Genomic DNA, 17863 nt, shown 5'->3' on the forward strand with positions numbered 1-17863 from the left:
AGAAGAACCATGTCATTTAACACATCATTGAATTATCAAGCAATCGTGAAGATCTTAGGAGTCATCACCCTGATCGTTGGGATTTCCATGCTCCCGGCTCTTTTCTGCGCTCATATCTATAAAGAGCCGTCCAGCTTTAAGGCGCTGCTGATTTCTTCCGCCGTTACCATCGCCGCCGGAGGACTGACCGTTCTGCTCATCCGGCCGGTTAAAGCAAAGTTCCGTGCCAGAGAAGGCTATCTGGTGGTCGCTCTGTGCTGGATCATCGCTTCTCTGTTCGGCACGCTGCCCTACTATCTTTCGGATTACACCAATAGCTTTATCGACGGATTTTTTGAATCCACCGCCGGATTTACCACCACCGGCTGCACGTCCATCGGCGCCGGAATCATGCCCAATTCCCTGCTCATGTGGAAGGCCATTTCTCACTGGCTGGGAGGAATGGGTATCCTGGTATTCGTCATTTCCATCCTTCCCACACTGGGAATCAACGGACAGATGATTGCCAGAGCCGAGGCGCCGGGGCCTGTTCTGGAGAAAATGGCGGTGCGGATGAGCGATTCGGCAAAAATTCTCTACCTGATGTACTTTTCCTTTACGGTAATTGAATTTGTCATGCTGGCTCTCAGTCCCTCTATGTCACCTTTTGACGCACTTATCAACACTATGGGCAGCATCAGCACAGGAGGACTTGTGGCTCATCCCAACGGGATCGCCTATTACAACAGCGTTTATGTGGAAATCGTCATCAGCGTATTTACGATCCTGGCTTCCGTCAACTTTGTGCTCTATCACTATGCCATAAAAAGACAATGGAAGTATGTCTTAAAGGACATCGAGCTGCGGGCCTTTCTTCGGATTCTCATCGGAGCGGTTCTGCTCTGCACGCTGGGGCTGTATTTTCTGGGAAACGCCCCCAGTTTCGGCAAGGCGCTGCGCGATTCGTTCTTCCAGGTTATCAGCGTGGCTACCACCTCCGGATATTCCAGCGCCGACTACACCCTCTGGCCGGTGCTGTGCCAGATGATCCTATTTACCCTGATGTTCATCGGCGGCTGCGCGGCTTCCACCTGCGGTTCCATCAAAGTGATTCGTATCGTGGTCCTGCTCAAACTGATCGGGCGCGGCTTTTATAAACGGATTCACCCCCGTTCCGTCGTGGCGGTAAAGCTGCGCGGGAAGGCTGTGCCTGCTCCGGTGGTTTCTGCCATCACAGTGTTCATCCTTATGTATATGGGACTGTTTCTCTTCTCCTGCCTGATTCTCTCTCTGCAGAATCTGGATTTGGAAACAACGATCACCACCTCCGCCGCCATGCTCTCCAATACGGGAATGGCTTTCGGACAGGTGGGCGCTCTGGGGAACTACTCCATGTTCGGAGGCGGGCTCAAGCTGTATCTGAGCCTTTTGATGATCGTAGGAAGGCTGGAGCTCTTTACCATCGTAATCCTCTTCACAAGAAACTTCTGGGGAAGAGACCGTTAAAACCGCATGAACAGGAAATTTATGGGCACCCTAACAACAGGGTGCTCTTTTTTATGAAAGGAGCTGAATAATCAAGAAGCAGGGGGAAAATTTTATGCTGGTAAAGGATTTGATGAGCACGGGGATAAGCTGCGTGAAGGAGGACGCTTCTCTCAGGCAGATCGCCAAACAGATGAAGCAGGAGGACGTGGGCCTGATTCCGGTCTGCAATGATAAGGGGGAGGTTCTGGGCGTGGTAACGGACCGCGATCTCGTTCTGCGGGCCATGGCCCGGGAAATAGGGGATCGTTCCGGGCAGAAAAAAAAGCCGGAAAACTCCAGCTCCAGGGAAAGCGAATTAAAAGCATGCGATGTGATGTCCACAAACATTGTCTGCGCGACTCCCGATATGAATACCCACCATGCGGCTCTGCTGCTGTCCAAATATCAGGTCCGCAGACTGCCGGTAACGCAGAACGGCAAGCTGGTGGGAATGCTGTCCATGGCCGATATCGCAAGAAAAACCGTCTTTATCGACGAAGCAGGGGACGCACTTTCTTCAATCTGCGCGATTGCGCCTCCCGCGCATCTATAGGCCTCCCAAGGGATAAAGGCCGGGGACGTGCCTGCCGGTTTTCATACACCCGGCAGGTTCCGTGCTTCGTCCGGCGGCGCCTGCTATTCCTCAATTACGAAATTGATCTCCCGGTTCTCAATGCTGACCGAATCCACAGTAATGCGGACCTTTCCGCCCAGCATATAGATCTTGTGTCTTCGTTCCCCTACAACCCGATACTTTTCCGGTTCGTAAATATAGTAATCATCCTTAAGCGAATCGAGCCTGATCATACCTTCTATGGTATTTTCCAGCTGTACATAGATCCCGTATGTGGTCACGCCGCTGATGATGCCGTCAAAGGATTCACCGATGTGATAGGATATATATTCCGCTTTCTTCATTTTTTCAACCTGCCGTTCCAGGTCAATGGCCTGGCGCTCGGTGGCAGATGCGATTTCCGCCGCTTCGCGGGTTTTTTTCTTGAAGTTTTTCACGGTCCCGCTGTCCAGCTCTCCGTGGAGGCAGGCCTTGATAATCCGGTGAATAATCAGATCCGGATATCTTCGGATCGGCGATGTGAAATGGCAGTAGTATTTAAGCGCCAGCCCAAAATGGCCGCCGCAGTCCGTCCCGTAAAAAGCCTTTTGCATGGAGCGGAGCATCACCGTATTGACCACGTTTTCGTAATTCTTTCCCGACACTTTTTCCAGTATGCCGTTGAGGGTTTTCGGATGCACCGAATCGACATCGCCTTTCATCCGAATGCCGAAGCCTCTCAGGAAAGTGCGGAATTCCTCCATTTTTTCCGGCGAGGGGGACTCATGGACACGATAGACAAAGGGCACTTCCATCCAGTAAAAATGCTCCGCTACCGTCTGGTTTGCCAAAAGCATAAACTCTTCCACCAGCTTGTTGGCTGTCCTGCGTTCAGCAATGTCAACGCTTACAGGGATACCCGAAGCATCCAGGGTAATGTATGCCTCATCGAAATCAAAGTCCAGGCTGCCCCTCTCCTCCCGCTTTTTGCGGAGGATCTTGGCCAGCTTATCCATGATGAGGATGTCCTCAAAGACCGCCCTGTGCTTTTTCATCAGCGCCAGATCGTTTTTTTCTAGCATATCGGACACCTCTGAATAGACCATTCTGGCCTTGGAATGAATCACGCTTTCGTAGATATCGTGGTCCACCACTTCTCCCTGGGGAGTCACTTCCATATCCACGGACAGAGTCAGCCTGTCCACATCGGGATTCAGACTGCATATGCCGTTAGAAAGTTTTTTGGGGAGCATGGGCACCACCTGGTCGATCAGGTAAACGCTGTTTCCTCTTTTCAGGGCTTCCTGATCCAGGTAGCCGTCTTCTTTGACATAGTGGGTCACGTCGGCAATATGCACGCCCAGAAGGTAATTGCCTCCCGGAAGCATTTCAACGGATATGGCGTCATCGAAGTCCTTTGAGTCGGCTCCGTCTATGGTAATGATGGTCTTTTGCCTCAGATCCCTTCGTCCTGCCAGTTCCCGGTCCGTCACGCCGCCTTTGCTAACAGCTTTTGCCTCCGCGTTGACGCGGCTGGGGAAGGTCTCTCTGAGACCGCAGGCCCTCATCAGAGCCTTGATATCGCCTCCCGCCTGACCCCGGCGGCTTATGATCTCTACGATTTTGCCTTCGGCACTGTTTTCTTTATCCGGGTACCTGCTTATCTGAACTACGACCTTGTCGCCCCTCTGCGCACCGTGAAAATCTTTTTTCCTTACGAAAATATCTTCACCCATCCTGCGGTCATCGGGTGCGACAAAACCATAGCGCTTGCTTTTCTCAAAGGTGCCCACGATCTCCTTGGTATTGCGTTCCAGCACCTTGACAATTATTCCTTCTCCGGAACTGCCGGAGGTCTTGGGAATTACCTCCACCAGCACCTTGTCCCCGTTCATAGCTCCTCCCATACTGCGGGCGGAAATATAGATATCCGGGTTTTCATCTTCTGTTATAACAAAGCCAAAGCCTTTTCTGTGCTTTGACAATGTGCCTATCCTTTCAGGTCTTTTCATCTTTTTTCTCATATGTACATTCTAACACATCACGGCGGTTAACGCACCATAAAACGAGCAGGAGCCATCATCCCTTGCCGTTCCTTTACAGGAAAGCCAGCGTCCTTCTGAAAAAACGCTGGCTCACCGTTCAGCAAACCACCTATTTGGTAGTTTCTTTGGTTGTACTTTTCTGCGCATCATCTGTGTTGTCTGTGCCATCGACCATGTCTTTAGCACCGTCTTTCACATCGTCGCCCAGATCCTCGGCGTCATTCTTCAGATCTTCGCCGGCATCGGACGCTTTATCCGTTGTCTGCTCCACTGTTGTGCCATCGTTTACGCCACTGTCGCTTTTATTGCTGTCGCCGCAGCCTGCAAAGGAAAATACAGATACAGCCAGCAGCATCGCTAATATGATTCTTGCTTTTTTCAAAACGTCTTCACTCCTCTCTTTTTTTCTTAAACTATTATTTGCCTTTTACCGCAAATTTATCAATGAAAAAAGAAATTTTATTTGAAAACGTCTATTTGATGCCAAACAGCGCCAGCAGCTTTTGCCACCAGCTCAGTTTTTCTGAGGAGGATTCGGCGGGCGGCTCTTTTTCCGGAATCTCTATGGGATCATTTTTTATTACAAATTGAACGCTGCGGACGTCAGTATTCTTTTCGGAAACAAAGGACACTGTATCGGCGTCGGTTCCCGATATTCCCTGCAGCATCTCGTCGATCTGCTCCTGCGCCTGCCGACCCATATCGGAGGTTTTGCTGCTTAGCTGATCTGTTCCCTGGGCCAGAGCACTGCTGCCTTTTTTCATTTTCCCTGTTCCTTTGGCAAGATCTTCCGCGCCTTTGGTGAGCTTGCTGATCTGAGACAGGTCCAGTCCCTGCAGCTGCTTTACGGTCTTTTGTATATTCCGGTCAAATTCGCCGTATTTTTCCGCTAAAGCCGCCGCCCCCTTCTCTGTTTCCGAGAGTCCTTCCGCTGCTTTGTTGAGGTATTGTTCCGTTCCTTCTGCGGCTGCGATATTTCCCTGGGTCAATTTCTTTGCCTGGCTGATCTGTGAAAGGAGCTGGGTTTTCGTCGGTTCTGGCAGCTGCTCCGCCAGGGCCTTCAGCTGGTCCAGTAAGGTCATCATCTGTGTGTTTTGATTTTTCAGCTCATCAATATTCAGGCCGTTCTGCGCCATGGCTTGCTTATACGCGTCATAGCTGATTCCCTCTTTAACCTTTTCCATACCCTGATCCAGCGTTTCAACGGCGCCTTTGATTTCAGAGGAAGCCGTACCCAGCTTCCCCACCTGTTTTGTCTGCCTGGAAAGCTGCTCTACGCTTTTGTCCAGTTCTCCGGTTCCCTTTTTCAGTTTTTTTGCTCCGCTGTCCGCCTGCTCCGTGCCCTTTGCGACTCCCTTTGCTCCCCGGTCGATGGCGCTGACCGCTGTTGACAGCTGCTCAAACTTGTCGGTCAGCTTCCCGCTGTCAACATCCGCGTCCATATTCAGCCGGACGCCGTTAAAGGACAGACTTTCCATCTCAAAATTCTTCACTGCGGCCTGAACTTCGAGTGTCTTTTCCGTTCCCGGAAGCAGCGTCCAGGTCAGCTGTCTGTTGCGGCCCGCATTGGCCTCTGTCGCGCCTTCACAGCGGATATTCCCGCACTTTTCCGTATCGAAGGCGGCTGTGATCTGCAGTGCGTAATTGTCGAAAAAATCTTTCTTTGCTTTGGGATTTTTAGTAACTGTAATTTGCAGCTTCAACTGCCCGGAGCTTCCGGCAAGATCCTGCGGAACCGTCTCCCTGCCGTCCAGCCAGTAGGTCAGCCCTATGCTCCACGGCAGTTCTCCTTCCTTTAAATTCCCCTGGTAGTAAAGCATGTCCTGATCGGTCTCTATGAGGACTTTATCGCCGTTTTCACGGATTTTATCCGCGGAGGTCATGTTGCGGACGCTTTCATAGTTTCCGTAGTCAAGAATGGATTTTTGATTTTCGAAAATGTTAACCACGTAGATGCGCTCAGGCTGTCCTGCCGCGCCCAGATCCGCATAGACAACCTCATCCTTCTGGCTGGGCGTTTGGTCCGCAAAAGCCGGAACCGCGCTCAGGGCCATCAGAGAAAACAGCAAAGCCGCAGCTGTAAACCGTTTTATTTTTTTATCAATTTCATATTTTTTACGCATGTTTTTTACCCCCTTGCGCGAAATCCGTTTTTAGAGTCAGCCTGCTTATAAGATTATCCGAAAGATACAGGACCGCCGGTAGAACCAGCAGAACCAGCGCTGCGGATAATACGGCCCCGCGGGCTACCAGAGTGCCCAGTTCGATCAACACGCCGTTGGTGGAGATGGCTCCCAGCATTCCCCCTCCTAAAGTCAGGATGGAAGCGGAGGTGAGAATGGACAGAGCCGTATTTTGCACGGCCTGAAGGACCGCTTGCTTCCTGGGATACAGCTGACGCTCCTCAATATATCTGCTGGCCATCAGAATAGCGTAATCCACCGTGGCGCCCAGCTGAATGGCGCTGATAATCAGGTAGGCGATGTACTGCAGCTGCTCACCGGAAAAATAGGGAACCGACAAATTGATCCATATGGACGTCTCGATCACCAATACTAGAATCACCGGGATGATGACAGAGCGCATGGTCAGCAGCAGAATCAGGAAAATCGCTCCAATGGCGATGAAGTTGACCCGCTCCATATCTCTGGTTGTCACGTCCCGCATATCGTAGGTGGTGGCGCTTTCCCCTGCCAAAAGATACTTGCTCCCGTAATACTTTTTGCCCAGCTGCCGCAGCTTTTCTACGACTGTAAAAGCGTCCCGGCTTTCCTGATTGGTGCTGACGGTCACGACCATTCGGCTGTAATGGTCGGAGATCAATTTACTGCGGGTGTTCTCATCCAGATAGGCGGGCGGCACCTGCGGTCCTGCGGCATCCACGAAGGAGAGAACGCCCGTAACCTGCGGTATTTGGTGAATATCGTTGCTCAGCTCTTTTTCCTTTGCCGTATCCCCTTTGGGCACCATTATAACCAGCTGATTGGCCCTGCCGAAATCCTTTTCCACTTGAACCCGTTCCGCGTACGTTTCCGTTCCCTGCCGGAATATCTCGCCGGCGCCGTAGCGAAAATCATTGCTGCTCTGGGCCAGAAAGGCCGGTATCATTATCAGCAGAAACAGGATCAGCGCCGGAACCCGTATCTTATTGACAAATTTTGCGAATCCCTGAAACTTTGGCATCAGTGGCCTGTGCTGCGTCTTGTCGATCAGTCTGTAGCTCATGAGCGCCAGCACCGGAAGCAGGACCAGAACGCTGATCATGGAAAGGGCGATGGCTTTTGCCATGACGGTTCCCATATCCGGTCCGATACGGAATTCCATAAGGATCAGAGCCGCGAAACCGATGACCGTGGTCAGGCCGCTGGCCGCTATGGTAAAAAAGGATTTGCGTATGGCTTTTATCATGGCATCCTGAACCGGCATGCCTTCCGCCCGGTAACCGGAGAACCTGTGCAGCAGGAAAATGGAATAGTCCATGGAAACCGCCAGCTGCAGGATACTGCACGCCGCTTTTGTGACAAAGGAGATTTCCCCAAAGAACAGGTTAGTCCCCAGGTTAATCAGGATCGCAATGCCAATGGTCACCATAAACAGCACCGGCTCAAACCAGGAGGTGGTTGTCAGCAAGAGAATGATAAAGCACAGCGGTATGACCAGCATCATGATCTTTCCCACTTCAATCCCTGTCGTCGCCGTGGCTACCGCCGTATTGACCGCCGCCCCGGCCATTGCCGCGTCCTCGCCTGCTGCCTCGCGGACCTGATTATAGGTTTCCAAAATCTTATCGGAGGCAATGGTCAGGGTAAAGCAGGCCTTCCTTCCTTTATAGTATTCGTCCAGTGTCTTCTGTTCGATCAACTCCAAAGGTCCGTTGATATCCGCTGCGTCGTCGAGCCAGGCAATGTCTCTGACTCCTTCGATCTCCGCGATTTTTTTCTTCAAAGCCAGAGCTTCGGGAATTGAAACGTCCTGCACAGTCAGCCTGGCGTTGGGCGCGCCGCTGCCAAATTCCTCGTTCATCGTCTTTAAGGCAATCGTCGAGGGCGTATCTTCCGGCAGATAGTCGGCAAAGGTATAATTCACCTTTACTCCTGTGGAAAGAATCGCGCCCAGGACAGCGCACGCGGCAAAAATCAGCACCACGGTCTTTTTATGACTTAGTATTGCCCGAAAAAATCGTTCCATTGGCCTCTCCTTTATATTGACAAATTTCGTTTCAACTGATGAACATCATAATGCGCTTAGTTCCTCAACAACGGGTTCGTTTCGGCTTTGTTGTTGAAGTTTTTTCAAAGTTTACGGCCTCTGTTTCTGTTCAACGCTGCATATTGCTCGAATTTCCGCGTTCATATGCTCTGTAGCCTTGAAAAAAGCTCAACAAGGACTTGACTTTTCGCTGCGTGTTGATAAAAATAGTGATTTGCCTTTTTGGCATTTTTTCGTGCCCCTCATGTTTCAACGAGCCTGCGACCTCCAAAATGGCTGACGGCGCAGCTCCCTGCGCTTGCTGCCAGGAACAAGCACCTTCGGTAACTAATCCAAATTTTTTCGAAAAGTTACGCACTTTTCAACGAGCCTGCAGCCTTCAGAAAGATTGGCAGCACAAATTGTCATTTTTTACAATTTCTAGCACCCGCAATCCCACAACCTTGCGTAACTTTGCAGGATTTTTTCGAAAAGTTACCGCATATTGCGGCAGATTATGGGCCTGCCGTCAAATCGGCCCTTTTCGAATTTAATCTGCGACCATGGTGCTTCTTTGAGGGGCAATGGTCGCAGAATTTGCTGGTAAAATTGAGATTTGGTCGCAAATTCCAAAACATTCTTCGCTCTCTGCTGCGTTCGGACTACATTCGGACTGCATTCGGCTAAGAAGAAACGTCTATCCGATTTCGCATTGTAACGCGCTAAATTATTTCCGGATCTTTTATCCAAAAAAATAGGTGGAATCGGACCTTTTTTCAACGTTTCTTGTCCTTGGTGGTCAATCTCAAGTGGAACTTTCCCAAAAATAAATCCATAAACCCCGCAAACCTGCATATTTTATCCGCTCCTGCCAAAATTCAAAGCAAAAAGCGCCAGACCATCTTCCTGTCAGACAGTTCGTAAGTTACACGATCCTGACCAGTTGAGCCGGTGTTGCCGCAAGGCACAGAACGATGCGTATCTTATACTTTATTATAATAGGTATTGCTAAAATTTCAACAACCGGCTGGTACGGAAATGAAAGAATCCTCTGCAGATGAATAGCGCCCGCAGATAATCCTCCGCCTCCCATAATTTTGCATTGGAAATTATTGACATATTGTTGATTGGGCTATACAATGGATAAAAATGGTAAATAAAAAGGAGTATCGGGATATGGATCATTTTGCGCAATATTTCTTGCATTCAGAGGAAGAAAATTTTATAATAAAAGGAGAACTAATAAGAGAAAGTATTAAAACTTTTAGTTCAAATCGCAGCATTAAAGACAGTGTCTTCCGTCTGCTCTTTGATGATGAGGAAAATCTGCTGAGTTTGTTTAACGCCCTGGAGGATACGCATTACACAAAGAAATCGGATATTCGGATCAACACCCTGAAAGGTGCTATTTTCAACAAGGTGCGTGCGCAATGACCTTTCTTTTTCCGTGGAGGAGTGCTATCTCAGTATTATCGAGCACCAATCCAGCATAACCGGGAACGCACCGATACGGATGTTTCTGTATCTGGCGAGAGTCTATGAACAGATTCTGGACATCAGTAAGGCATACCAGCGGGCTTTGTATCGAATTCCGACTCCGCGGCTGTATCTTTTGTACAACGGAAAAGAAGATTTTCCTCGGGAAAAGCGGTATCGGCTCTCCGATGCGTTCCGGGCAGCCCAGGGAGAGACTCCAGTGGAACTGGAAGTGCTGGCCATCAATATCAACATTGAAAAGGAGCATCCGATTCTGGATCGATGCCCGCCGTTGAAGGAGTACAGCCAGTTTATCGGGCGAATCCACGCAAAACAACGAGATGGAAAAAATCGGGACATAGCAGTAAAAGAAGCGATTCGGGAGTGTATGAAGGAAAATATCCTGCGGAAGTTTTTACAGCGGCACGGTAAGGAGGTGTATAATATGATGTTTGACGAGATCACTTATGAGGATATAATTCGAATCCAAGTGGAAGAGGCACGGGAACTGGCACGCAAAGAGGCTTGGGAAGAGGCCTGGGAACAAGCCCGGAAGGAGACTTGGGGAGAAGCCCGGGAACAGGACATTGCCGGATTTATTTCAGCCTTCTGCGAGGAAGGTTTCTCTGAACAAAAGGTTGTTAAGAAGCTAAGGAAGCATTTTCAGTTAAATGCGGCGGAGGCACAAAAATATTACGATACCTACGCCGCCCATTAACCGGTCTTGCCGCTCTCCAGCAGACGGCAGGCAGAAACATATGGGATAGATGATCGGATTGAAAGAGGGAAGCGAATGAGTTTGTTTACACAAGCGTTTTCCTCTTTTTTGTTGCGCCGGGACTACAAGAAAAACACCTAAAACAAAATAGAACGAGCTTTGCATTCGCAAAGCCCGCCCTATTGGTGCATGTAATTATTGTAAGGAATTTCTTATTTCAAAGTTTGTTTGTACTATTATACTAACGCTGAATTCCAGTAAAGTCAAGGGTTTCAGCCGTTTTTTCAGCCCTTTATTTTGTTACATCGCAACCATGTAATAAATAGGTTTTATTATGTAACAAACGGGCATTTATTTTGTTCTTGCCTTTACAACCTTTGAATAGGTTCCATAAACCTTCTTACCTTTTACCTTCTGATAAGCTCTTACTTTGTAGTAATAGGTCTTGTTTTTCTTCAGCTTTTTGTTCGTGTATTTTGTCGTTGATCCTTTGGTGATCGTCTTTACAGCCTTGTACTTACCCTTCTGGGAAGTGGCGCGGTATACTTTGTATCCGTTTGCCTTGCTGACTTTCTTCCAGGAAACCTTGATGCTGGTCTTGCTGGCCTTCTTAGCCTTCACCTTAGTAGGAGCTTTCGGAACCGGTTTCGCGCTTACAACCTTTGTGTACGCGCTGGTCGATGAACCTGCGATCGCTTTTACTTTGTAGTAATAAGTCTTGCCGGTAGTCAGTTTTTTATTGGTGTAGCTGGCACCGGAGGTAGTGGCGACTTTCTTAAACTTACCCTTCTTGGAAGTGGCACGATATACCTGATATTTCTGTGCGCCTACAGCCTTCTGCCAGGAAACTTTAACACTGGTATTACTTGCGGAAGCTGCCTTTACGTTTTCCGGCGCGGACAGGCTTACGGAAACTGCACAGGCTGCGGTCTTTCCATTGGCTGTCTTGGCGGTAATGGTAGCAGAACCAACTGCTCTTCCGGTTACAACGCCGTTAGCGTCTACTGTGGCTACCTTCGTGTTGGAGGATGTCCAGGTTACAGTCTTGTTTGTCGCGTCAGCAGGCGTTATGGTAGCTTTCAGAGCAACGGTTTTGCCTGTCTTTACACTTGTTTTCGTTGTGTTGAGCGTGATTCCGGAAACATCCACCGCGTTCTTTACAGCCGCGCTGGTAATCACATATTCGGAAGCGTGAGCCAAAGTGAAAGTAACTGTATATTCGTCGCTTACGGTCAGAGGCTTATCTCCGATCTGTTCCAGTTTCTTTGTGTTTGGATTGATGTAATACAGATAAACGGTATCTCCAGCCTTAAACTTGTTCTTGTCAACAGACAATGTGATATTGGCCGGTGCCGGAAAATCTCCGTTGTGCGCCAGGGTAATGCCCATTGTCTTGGTGCCTGCCGGCAGCGCTGCGTCGGCCAGCTTCTGTGAGTCATCTTTTACACTGGCTTTGATTCCCGGATTAACAGCGATGTCATTCGCTATTTCTTCTGTGTTGAATACGAAGGTTGCGGTAATCGCATTTTCTTCATCTTTTGTCTTGATAACCAGCGTCTTTGCCTGGGAATCCTTTGCTGCGGCAAAAATCGCTTTATCAATTTCCGGAGCCTCGCCGTCTTTGGTCTGAGGAACGACAACCTCTACGGTCTCTTCTGCTCCCGCTGTGGCAAGGATGTTCTTGATCGTATCTACGGTTGTAGACTCCATTGGATCGGGTTTATCTACGTTTACCGTTGTTGTTTCGTCAGTTTTTTCTACATCTACCTTGTCAAAGCTGATGTTACATTTGATATCCTGCTGTCCACTTGCGGCGCTGATTGGGTTCATGACAAAGGTGATCAGCGCTTTGATCATATCACTATTATTTCCCGCATCGCGCAGACCGCTGAGCGTATCATCTGCTAAAGTCTCTGTATTCAGTCCGCTCAGATCAATTGTAGCACCCTGCATGAGCCTTGCTTCCGTTGCGCCAACACGCAGAATTGTTCCCGCCGGAATATATGCCTCTGCCTGTCTGCTATCACTAAATGCTGGAGCATTTGTATCCAGTTCAACAAGATTGCGGATATCCTTCTGCATTTGATCCAGATTACTGGTATCATCCAGTTTCAATGGTGTACCGTCAGGATCAGTAAAGCTCAGTCTTTCTTTTCCAATCTGCATGTAAGCCTTTGCCGGGATCATCATGTAGCTGTCGTCCTCAGCATAAGTAGTTGTTGTCACATGGGAAGCCAGAGACTGCCATGCAGCTCTCGTCTGCTCAGTATTGGTACTTGCCTTGATTAAATAATCACTGTCGTCCGGCTGTGTTTTATTCTCTATTTTATAGGAATACTCTTTTCCATCAATCTTGCCCGATATTTTCGCATCTTTAAAATTTGTAATCGGTTCGATAAATCCTTCTAGGGGCACACTGTCATGACCAGTCACGCCTGTATTAATGGATATTTCGTGGGATTTTTCCATATTCCCCATACCTAAGCTCTCGATATTTTTCATTGTAAGCTTAATTGTGGCATTGGCGGCGTCTACTGTCGCATTCTTCGTGATCTGCAAGTACGCGGAATAGTCATCCCGTACAACGGCGGATACCCTCGCATTGCCCGACTGAATGGAGAGATTTACCTTGTCAACTGTCCCCGTAACAGTAGGGTCATCTGACGTTTCGGCCCATACCGCCGGCGCTGACATGGTAAACAATACCGTCAGCGACAGGAGGAAGGCCAAAAGTTTTTTCGTTTTGCCTTGTTTCTTCATAACAAACTCCTTCTTTAAAATTGTTAATGAGATAAGTTATATTTTGTAAGACGGCGATTCGCCATCATTTTACAAACACAGCTGTGGTCTTGGAATATTTGCTATATACTTTCTTACCGGCTACTTTTCTGTAAGCCCGCACCTTGTAGTAATACTTCGTTTTCTTGCTCAGGTTTTGGCTCTTATAGCTCTTTGAAGCTTTTCCGGCTGTGCGGATCTTTTTGAAATGCTTCGTATCGGCCTTGGATCTGTAGATTTCGTATCCGCTGGCCCCCTGCACCTTGTTCCAGGTGAACTTAACGCTTCTGTTCTTTCCCGCTTTCGCTTTGACGCCCTTCGGCGCTGCCGGGATTACTTTTACTTTCTTGACCGATGTGTAGGCGCCATGGGTGGTTTTTCCATTTGCGTCGGCATAGGCCCTTACTTTGTAATAGTACGTTTTTCCTGTCTTCAGTTTTTTGTCTGTGTAATTGGTTGCTTTGGTTGTTTTGATTTTCTTGTATTTCCCGTTTTTGGAAGCGGCTCGATAAATCTTGTAGCCTTTTGCTCCCGCTGTTTTCTTCCAGGTCAGCCTGGTTTTGTCGTATTCTTTCGAAACTGCCTTCAAGCCTGCTGTCTGTGCCAGTCTTACTTCAACTTTGCATACGGCAGTTCTTCCGTCAGCGGTTTTGCCGTAGATTTCCGCGCTGCCCGGGGTAAGGGCCGTCACTTCTCCGCTCTGACTGACTTTGGCAACCTTTTCTTTGGAGGAACTCCAAGTGACCGTCTTATCGGCGGCGTCCTCCGGCTGTACTGACGCATGGAGCTGTGTCTTTTTCCCCGCTTCCAGGGTGACTTTGCTTTTATCCAGGGTAATTCCCGTTATGTTCTTGCCTTTGTATATCGTGTCTGTCACGACATAGCTGGAAGCATGGGCCAATTTCACGGTAATCTGACCTTTAGGGTCAACGGTTAACGTCTCGGCTGTAAGGGTCAGGTTATTCTTTTCCGTATTGAGATAATACAAATGAACGATATTTCCCGCCTTAAAGGTGTCGCTGACATCCAGGGTAATCATCACCGGTCCCGGGAAATCACCACTGTGGCTTAAATTCAACGTTTTCTTTGCCGCTTTATCCGGCAGGCATGCATCAAGCAATGCCTTCTCATTTGTCTTTGGAGTCTTGGAAATGTCTGTCTTTACCGGAATGTCCGGCTTGGTTATTTCAGAACGTTCAAAGACAAAGGTAGCAGCAATTTTATCATCCTCTTTTGTGACCGTCTGTATGACAATCGGTGCGCCTTCTGTTGCCGCCGCCTTTTCAAAGACTTCCGCAGGGACACTCGGCAATTCTTCCCTGGCTTCTTGTTCCAGCAAAATGACAACCGTTTCGTCCGTTCCCGATTTCTCTATGAGCTGAATAACCGGTTCGGCATCCAGCGTCCCCGCTTCATTGGTCTGCGGCTGAACGGTTACAGTTGGGCTTTCCCCTGCTCCCGGAATCGATTCTCCCGGTTCTTCCATTACGGATACTGCGCAGGTTGCCAACCGTTCTTTGCTGTTACTCTTAGCGGTTATCATTGTGTTTCCCGCATCTTTCGCCGTTACCAGGCCGTTTTCATCAACCGTGGCCACATCTTCATTGGAAGACGACCAAGTTATTGTCTTATCCGCCGCGTCTTCCGGTTCGAGCTTGGCGATCAGCAGCTCTTTGTTGCCCTTTGCGATTTCAACCACTTTTTTGTTCAGGCTGATACCCGTCACCAGTTTTTCAATCTTCTGCGCACCGCAATCCTCACAGGTATAAACCAGTTCCGTTTCCTCTGCGTTTTCTACTGCTTTTCCCCATTGATGATCCGCTGTTTCTTCGTATCCGCAAACGGTACAAGCGTGCTTGTGCTGTGTATCGCCGGTGCTGCTCCACGAATCGTATTGATGCGCTTCTGTTTCAATGGTTCCGCATTTCGGACAGGCCCTGGTATGATTCTGGGCATCCGATGTCCAATCACCAATATGAGGTTTTGCCGCAGGAGCTTCCATCGGCTTCCCACCCGCATCGAGCCATGTCAAATTAAAGGTATATGTTTTCGTTCCCTTTTGATCTCCACTGGCTTCTTTTGTCGTCAGGGTCAGTCCGGCATTGCATTCTCTGCTGACGAAAGATTCCTTGCCGCAGAGAACCTGTCCTGCCAGGGTTCCCTTTAGATCGAGGGTTCCGTTAAGAACCAGCTGTGCCGGAGTACGGTCCTGAGGATACTGGGTACCAGAAATATTTGTAGGATCCTCAAAGCTATCATAAAAGACAACTTTTTTCTTTTCCGGGATGGTAAGCTTCGCGTCAGCTCTAACGGTAACTTTTGATCCCGGCATGAATTTATAATCATTGTCAAAAATATATTCGCCATCGTTTAATTCATATTGATAGTCTCCGTCGATTGGATACAGATAGCTTTTGGTAGAAAGCGTCAAGCCAGTGATATCCAATGTGGAATTTGAAAACGTACCGCCACCGTATAGGCTAATGTTTTCTATTCCATTTTCATAAGTTTTCATTGCGTAGCTGCTTGTATCTTTCAGGCGGTACATCCCATTGTTGCCGTCAATCTGAGGAAAACGGGTATAGTTATACGTACTGCTTGCGTACATTTTGACAGTCCCCAAAAGGGAAGCGCCATAATCGATTCTGGTTGGAGCCTGAATGTTGTGGCAGTCGTATTCTGTGAACGGGAAAACGTTTGCCAAATACATCTTAAGAGCCTGAGATCCTCCCCGCCAATGCCTTATAACAAATAAATCCCTTATTTCGCTACCGGCTTTTCCGTGAATTTTTCCTTTTCCTTTTACATAACCGCATACATCCAGTATTCCACCGTCCTCAACATTGATAGATCCCTGTAGATTAATCTGGGAGTACCCGCCGGTTATATCCTGATCATTATGCCCACCTTGCGGGCGGCCTACTACTGCGTTGACAAGAACGCTGCCATTGATGTCCAGAGAAACATTCTCACCAATGGTCAGGGTATGATACAGGGTTGCCTTCTTTCCCAAACCGGTGGACGAATCGAGACTTGTACCGTCCGGGCAGTAACCACTAGCCGCATACCCCTTCGTATCCGTTGCGTCGGTTGGCAGTAAGAGGAATACGTCTTTTGGAACAACGGTATTTTCCGTCAGAGCCGTATCTCCTGTGAGAATAACCGTGTCTCCCGCCTTGGCAGAATCAAGGGCTGTCTTCAACGAGGCATAGAATTCACCGTTAATTCTTGCCGCATAGTCGTTCTTGCTAAAAACAGCTTTTAACTTTATATTCTTTTCAACGGTAAAGGAATACTCCTTGTCGGTTGACAGGAAACGGCCTTCCCCATCGACCCATCCCAGAAAATCTACACCCGAATTGGGAGTCGCTTTAACTGTCACGCTGCTTTTTCTGGTAATTTCGTTGACGGTTCCATCTGTTTTCAGAGGTGCCTGGTCGCATATGGCCGTTACCGTCCCCTTCTGAGGGTCGCCTTCGATTGTAACCCCTGCGTTTTCGGTCTGCGCCGGGGTGATGGTTACTGTTTTTGTATAAGTTTTACCGTTATTGTCAATGGATAATTCCAGCTTGCGTTCTGTGCTGGTTTCGGTCATAGGAATCTCAATTTTTCCCTCTGTCCCTGCGCTTACTGTATCGCCGTCCAGCTTCGCGGAGAGCTTAAGGCCGCTCAGCTTATCCGTCAGTTTCGTCTCCACGGTATATGTAACATTGCCCTTTGAGGGGAAATATTCTTCATTGATATCTTCAAAGCTGTATTTGTTGGAAGTCTTTCCGTTACTGACTGTGATGTCTGCGAGGCCGGTGATCAATGAGAAGTTTTTCAAGTAGACTTTTCCCGTCCCGCCTCCAATATACGCTGCCATCCATCCCATTTCTGTTTGACCCTCAGGGATTGACATAACGACTTTCTTAAACTGGCCCTCTGTGTCATAGTAATACTCATCAGAAACTACCAACATAGCAGAACCATCGTCGTTTTCCACTTTATATTCAAACGAGAGGACAGCCGACCCATCGATCGTTGCCTTTAACGTTTTGTACTCCTCGGAAGCGAAATCCGCCATATAGGCGTGTTCCGCCTCATCGTACTTCCACCCGCCAGGGTTCGAAAAGCTGGTTACGCTCCCGTCCGGCGACAACTTGCTTGCATCAATATCTTCCGCAAACACGCTGGCGCTCTGGAAGGCAAAAGCAAGCAGAACAATCACCAGTACCGTTAAGAAAGGATTTCCATAATTACGTTCTTTCACTTTCATCTCACTGTTCTCCATTTCATTTTTCGCTAAATCTGTATTGCAGGCTCAGCTCCTGCTTCCTGCACCGAATACTGCCCGAACAAAAAAACGCCATCTATCTGACAGCGTCCTTACTTCATAAAAAAGCAATCATCATCAAAACGATTTCTGAGAATCCGGTTCGGAAAATGTTTCAAAATTTTTTCTTTTATCTGTCGCACACTTTTTTGGCTGTCATTATTGTGCCTGATTTTATTGTTTCTCTACAGCCCGTAAGTCCCCTATTCGTATATTTATACTACCCCCCCCCCACCAGTTTTGTCAACGATTTGTGAGTTTTTTGAAAACAGGAAATTTGTTAC

10 protein-coding genes are annotated in these 17863 nt (G+C 48.4%); 4 read left to right on the plus strand and 6 right to left on the minus strand.

All coding sequences use genetic code 11. The features are described from left to right. The first annotated feature begins 9 nt into the window (after positions 1-9). Entirely contained in the window at positions 10-1485 is a 1476-nt protein-coding gene (locus tag NE619_RS01150; RefSeq protein WP_256130519.1) for a TrkH family potassium uptake protein, read from the plus strand. 94 nt (positions 1486-1579) lie between these two features. Further along, positions 1580-2059, plus strand: a complete 480-nt coding sequence (locus NE619_RS01155; RefSeq protein ID WP_256130520.1) for a CBS domain-containing protein — start codon at positions 1580-1582, stop codon at positions 2057-2059. Positions 2060-2142: 83 nt separating this feature from the next. Here NE619_RS01155 and rnr read toward each other — a convergent pair whose 3' ends face one another. From rnr to NE619_RS01175, 4 genes are all read right to left on the minus strand, one after another. Further along, positions 2143-4071, minus strand: coding sequence for a ribonuclease R (rnr, locus tag NE619_RS01160; RefSeq protein WP_256130521.1), 1929 nt, complete (start codon positions 4069-4071; stop codon positions 2143-2145). 142 nt (positions 4072-4213) lie between these two features. Further along, positions 4214-4486, minus strand: coding sequence for a hypothetical protein (locus tag NE619_RS01165; RefSeq protein ID WP_256130522.1), 273 nt, complete (start codon positions 4484-4486; stop codon positions 4214-4216). Positions 4487-4577: 91 nt separating this feature from the next. Beyond that, on the minus strand, positions 4578-6227 hold the full coding sequence (locus NE619_RS01170; RefSeq protein ID WP_256130523.1) for a hypothetical protein: 1650 nt from the start codon (positions 6225-6227) through the stop codon (positions 4578-4580). Continuing rightward, positions 6220-8292, minus strand: a complete 2073-nt coding sequence (locus NE619_RS01175) for an efflux RND transporter permease subunit (protein WP_256130524.1) — start codon at positions 8290-8292, stop codon at positions 6220-6222. Before NE619_RS01175 ends, NE619_RS01170 begins: the two co-directional genes overlap by 8 nt. Positions 8293-9468: 1176 nt before the next feature. Here NE619_RS01175 and NE619_RS01180 point away from each other — a divergent pair. Beyond that, a complete protein-coding gene (locus NE619_RS01180) occupies positions 9469-9726 on the plus strand; it encodes a hypothetical protein (RefSeq protein ID WP_256130525.1) in 258 nt (85 codons plus the stop codon). A 79-nt stretch (positions 9727-9805) separates the two neighbouring features. Further along, entirely contained in the window at positions 9806-10486 is a 681-nt protein-coding gene (locus tag NE619_RS01185; protein ID WP_256130526.1) for a hypothetical protein, read from the plus strand. A 351-nt stretch (positions 10487-10837) separates the two neighbouring features. On the opposite strand, the gene NE619_RS01190 is transcribed toward NE619_RS01185, so the two are convergent. Both NE619_RS01190 and NE619_RS01195 read right to left on the minus strand, forming a co-directional pair. Beyond that, positions 10838-13246, minus strand: a complete 2409-nt coding sequence (locus NE619_RS01190) for a fibronectin type III domain-containing protein (protein WP_256130527.1) — start codon at positions 13244-13246, stop codon at positions 10838-10840. Positions 13247-13310: 64 nt separating this feature from the next. Then, the gene (locus NE619_RS01195; RefSeq protein ID WP_256130528.1) at positions 13311-17522 is read right to left on the minus strand and encodes an Ig-like domain-containing protein; all 4212 of its coding nucleotides are present in this window, start codon (positions 17520-17522) and stop codon (positions 13311-13313) included. Positions 17523-17863: the final 341 nt, after the last annotated feature.

Source organism: Anaerovorax odorimutans (assembly GCF_024459955.1).
Lineage (GTDB): Bacteria > Bacillota > Clostridia > Peptostreptococcales > Anaerovoracaceae > Hominibacterium > Hominibacterium odorimutans_A.

What these genes read in the sequence shown, in the direction of transcription:
- NE619_RS01150 (WP_256130519.1), top strand. Translation starts at nt 10, where the DNA reads ATGTCATTTAACACATCATTGAATTATCAAGCAATCGTGAAGATCTTA.
- NE619_RS01155 (WP_256130520.1), top strand. Translation starts at nt 1,580, where the DNA reads ATGCTGGTAAAGGATTTGATGAGCACGGGGATAAGCTGCGTGAAGGAG.
- rnr (WP_256130521.1), bottom strand. Translation starts at nt 4,071, where the DNA reads ATGAAAAGACCTGAAAGGATAGGCACATTGTCAAAGCACAGAAAAGGC.
- NE619_RS01170 (WP_256130523.1), bottom strand. Translation starts at nt 6,227, where the DNA reads ATGCGTAAAAAATATGAAATTGATAAAAAAATAAAACGGTTTACAGCT.
- NE619_RS01175 (WP_256130524.1), bottom strand. Translation starts at nt 8,292, where the DNA reads ATGGAACGATTTTTTCGGGCAATACTAAGTCATAAAAAGACCGTGGTG.
- NE619_RS01180 (WP_256130525.1), top strand. Translation starts at nt 9,469, where the DNA reads ATGGATCATTTTGCGCAATATTTCTTGCATTCAGAGGAAGAAAATTTT.
- NE619_RS01185 (WP_256130526.1), top strand. Translation starts at nt 9,806, where the DNA reads ATGTTTCTGTATCTGGCGAGAGTCTATGAACAGATTCTGGACATCAGT.
- NE619_RS01190 (WP_256130527.1), bottom strand. Translation starts at nt 13,246, where the DNA reads ATGAAGAAACAAGGCAAAACGAAAAAACTTTTGGCCTTCCTCCTGTCG.
- NE619_RS01195 (WP_256130528.1), bottom strand. Translation starts at nt 17,522, where the DNA reads ATGAAAGTGAAAGAACGTAATTATGGAAATCCTTTCTTAACGGTACTG.